The organism is Collimonas silvisoli (genome assembly GCF_018305005.1).
In the GTDB taxonomy this organism is placed as follows: domain Bacteria; phylum Pseudomonadota; class Gammaproteobacteria; order Burkholderiales; family Burkholderiaceae_D; genus Collimonas; species Collimonas silvisoli.
Genome location: NZ_JAGQEG010000195.1, coordinates 1 through 3424, shown reverse-complemented (window position 1 = coordinate 3424; position 3424 = coordinate 1). Strand labels below are relative to the sequence as shown.

The 3424-nt window shown below is 42.4% G+C and carries 4 protein-coding genes; 1 reads left to right on the top strand and 3 read right to left on the bottom strand.

Going from position 1 to position 3424, the window contains the following annotated elements; genetic code table 11:
• The 3 genes from KHU33_RS25780 to KHU33_RS25770 all read right to left on the bottom strand — a co-directional run.
• Nucleotides 1–506: hypothetical protein (locus KHU33_RS25780; protein WP_211468348.1), on the bottom strand; the 506-nt coding region annotated here is incomplete at its 3' end.
• An 8-nt stretch (nucleotides 507–514) separates the two neighbouring features.
• Nucleotides 515–1045 (bottom strand): PAAR domain-containing protein, encoded by a 531-nt coding sequence (locus KHU33_RS25775; protein ID WP_211468346.1) that lies wholly within the window; start codon nucleotides 1043–1045, stop codon nucleotides 515–517.
• 389 nt (nucleotides 1046–1434) lie between these two features.
• Nucleotides 1435–1653, bottom strand: coding sequence for a hypothetical protein (locus tag KHU33_RS25770; protein WP_211468344.1), 219 nt, complete (start codon nucleotides 1651–1653; stop codon nucleotides 1435–1437).
• Between the two features lie 385 nt (nucleotides 1654–2038).
• Between KHU33_RS25770 and KHU33_RS25765 the strand changes: the two genes are divergently transcribed.
• Nucleotides 2039–3103, top strand: coding sequence for a purine-nucleoside phosphorylase (locus KHU33_RS25765; RefSeq protein ID WP_211468342.1), 1065 nt, complete (start codon nucleotides 2039–2041; stop codon nucleotides 3101–3103).
• The last annotated feature ends 321 nt before the right edge of the window (nucleotides 3104–3424 follow it).

The window sequence follows — 3424 nt, the reverse complement described above, 5'->3', positions numbered from 1 at the left end:
CTTACAAGTCTTTTGGCTTTTCTAAGGGCAACGACCATATCTGCTGGCGTTGCTATTGCAGTCCATCTTGGATCGTATGCAATAATACCAATTGCCCCCAATATTTCAGAGGCATTTGATGAACAACTATTTATTGCCAAATCGTAAGGTAAATTCTTCTTTTCTCTCTTTTTTATTTCAGCTAAAAGAATTTTTTTATCTTCTGGAGAAACTCGTAAAACAAATCCAATTGTAGCTCGATATGCTTGTCTAAATAAATAATGTTTACGATTATCTTCATCCCAACTATCAGGGGCTCTACCATAAACCATATCGTTAATTTCAATAGCTACATGTCCAAATTGTGAACCTAAACTATGTAATCTTGAATCACTTACTAACACTTCAATAGTTTCAGAATCTGCTACCAGTGGCTTATATGAAGTATCCATTCCTTTAGTAGTTGTATGCTGTGCTATTAATCTTAATTTTTCACCTTCAGGTGACGTGATTGTTTTTGTAGGCATAATTTCTATTATCCAGCAATAAAAACTTCGACTGTTTCAGCCTCTTCTTTAGATAGCATTAAATCAGTCTCTCCATTTTCATTTGTTGTACCGTATTCAATACTTCCGTTTGAACGTTTAATTCCAAAATACAAGTTAGGAATAGGAATTCCGCCTGTGCCTCGAACAACAAATCTTTCATTGTATTGATTAGATTGGCTATGGAATAATGGCTCATTATTCCATGCACTTGTGGCTGGAATTGCACTTGCTTCACCCTCTGTTGAGTATGTATTTTGACTGGCAATGAGACGGGGTGGTGGATCGCATTTACATATACACAAATCGTCACTAAGAGCTTGTTCTACACCATTGTCTTTGCTTGATATACGAGTTCCGACACAGAGAATATAACCAGTAGTTTTGCATGCTGGACATTCGATTAAATCTTTCTCAAATGACAGTGGATTGCCGTCCAATGTATTGTTGCTTCGTCCTGTAGTAACAATACCATTTTTTGTTGTTCTGTCACCTACCTGAATATAATAACGTTTTCCCATTCCAATTTCCTAAATTACTTTTTTGAAAAATTTTAATTTCCCAATACTTTAAAATATCTTTTATCACAGATTTTAAATTTTCTGCTGGGTGCTATTGAGGTATTTTTTACCAATTGTTTATTGCAATATGTAGTGTTTTTTTACACCTTGATCTGATTGACCTTGAACGATTGAGTCATATGATTGATAAAGAAAATATCCATTTGATAGGATAAATATTGATAAAAATACCCAAAATGTTGTTTCAATGGTAAGATAATTGAATGCTTTTCTTCCAAGCCAGATAAGTATTGCAATGAAAATTACAATAAATATCCAATAAGAAGATAAGAAATAAAATGCAATTTGAAACCAAAAAAATATTTCTTTCATTTATTTTTTAAAATTCATTAATGTGAAAAAAGATTTTTGAAAATTTCCGCAGGATTGATAACACCAAAGTGAGCAAGAGCAAAAATAGCTGCTATAGCTAGAATTGCTGCAATTTGCATTTTTTGTGTAAATCTCTTACCACCAAATGGGTCAGTTGATTTGCAGCCTGAACACTCGACAGCAGTAACGCTTAATGGATTTCCACAATCCACACATTTTTTTAAATTTCGGGCCATTAAATTTCCTTTGGGAAAATATTATTTCTATTGGATAATATTGCAAAAAAAAATGCAACCAAATAATGTCGCAGTGATATTTTTATTTCGCAACTGGCATTTTTCACAGTTGTGACAAGTACAAAACTATGTCTAGTACACTATATTGGTGTCGGGGGTACCTGCTTTTTAACCTCACCAACTGGTAAAATTTAGGTAAGTAATTGATTCAGATGTGTTTTTTTGAATTGTGATGTTAGGTCCTGCAGCCAGCACCAATATCTAAAAGGCCCACAGCAATGTGGGCCTTTTCTTTAGTTTGACATACGTCTTGAAATATTGCATTGCGGTAACAATATTTGATTTTCACAGGTAGACTATCGTTCCTACTTCATAAGGAAAACCCATGATGACTCGCTCGCTTATTGCTACAGCCGTTCTATCGCTTGCCGCCTGCGCTACCGGTCCGTCGATCGCACAGGACAGAGGTAGCGATGCACTCACCGAATCCAATGCGCACAACCGCCCGGTCAAGGTAATGATCATTACCATGTTCGGCCCCGAAGGCCAGGCATGGCTGGACCGCATCGGCCCCTGGAAAACCGTCTCGGTGCCAGGGCTGTCGCCAGACTATCCCGACGTTCACTGCAACAAGCAAGATGTCTGCGTCGTCACCACCGGCATGGGTTATGCCAATGCATCGGCGTCGATCATGGCGTTGACATTCTCGTCGCGCTTCGATCTGCGCCATACCTATTTCCTGATCTCCGGGATTGCCGGTATCGACCCCGCGCGCGGCACAATTGGTTCGGCCGCGTGGGCCAAGTATCTGGTCGATTTCGGTATCCAATGGGAACTGGATGCACGCGAAATCCCGGCCGGCTGGAACACCGGCTTTCTCGGCATCAACACCAAGAACCCAAGCCAGAAACCGCCGCTCGATTATCGTAACGAAGTATTCCAGCTGAATCCGAAACTGGCCGACGCCGCGTTCGCACTCTCACGCAACGTAGTGCTGGCCGACAGCGCGCAAGCACAGGCAGCGCGCTCGAAATTCAGTTACGCGCCGGCGAACCAGCCGCCTGCGGTAATCCAGTGCGATATCGCTTCCGGCAACACCTGGTGGTCAGGTACCTTGCTTGGCGAACGCGCACGCGAATGGACCAAGATTTTGACCGACAACAAAGGCGTGTATTGCATGACGGCGCAGGAAGACAACGCCACTTTCGAAGCATTGAAGCGCACATCGAGCGCCAAGCGAGTAGATCTGAACCGCGTCGCGGCATTGCGCACCGGATCGGATTTCGATCGTCCTTACCAAGGCCAGACCAGCGCCGACAATCTGCTCAACTATGCAGACCAGGGCGGCTTCCTGCCGGCGACGGAAAATCTGTACCGCGCAGGTAATCCGCTGGTGCAGGATATCGTGACGCATTGGGGTGAATGGCGGGACGGGGTACCGCGTCGGTAAGTGTTGCCGTTGCTACGTTCCAAGCCGCCTCTGGCGGCTTTTTTTACGTCCGGGCATTTGATCCACGTCCTCAAACTGTCAAGTAATTCCGAGTCCGTTTTTCAGATTTTTGCCACTACCGCAAAGACCTGTTTTTCATCACACTTCGCTGGCAAATCTTGTCCACATCAGAAATAGCTGCAAAGGATTTTTTTCACCGGCGCCACCCCCGCCGCTCCTGAAATAATATTTGTAACTACAAATATTATTTTGTTTTATAATTAAATGTAGTTACGAAAAATCATATGGAAATCGTCTATGACAACACCAAAAATGCAGCCA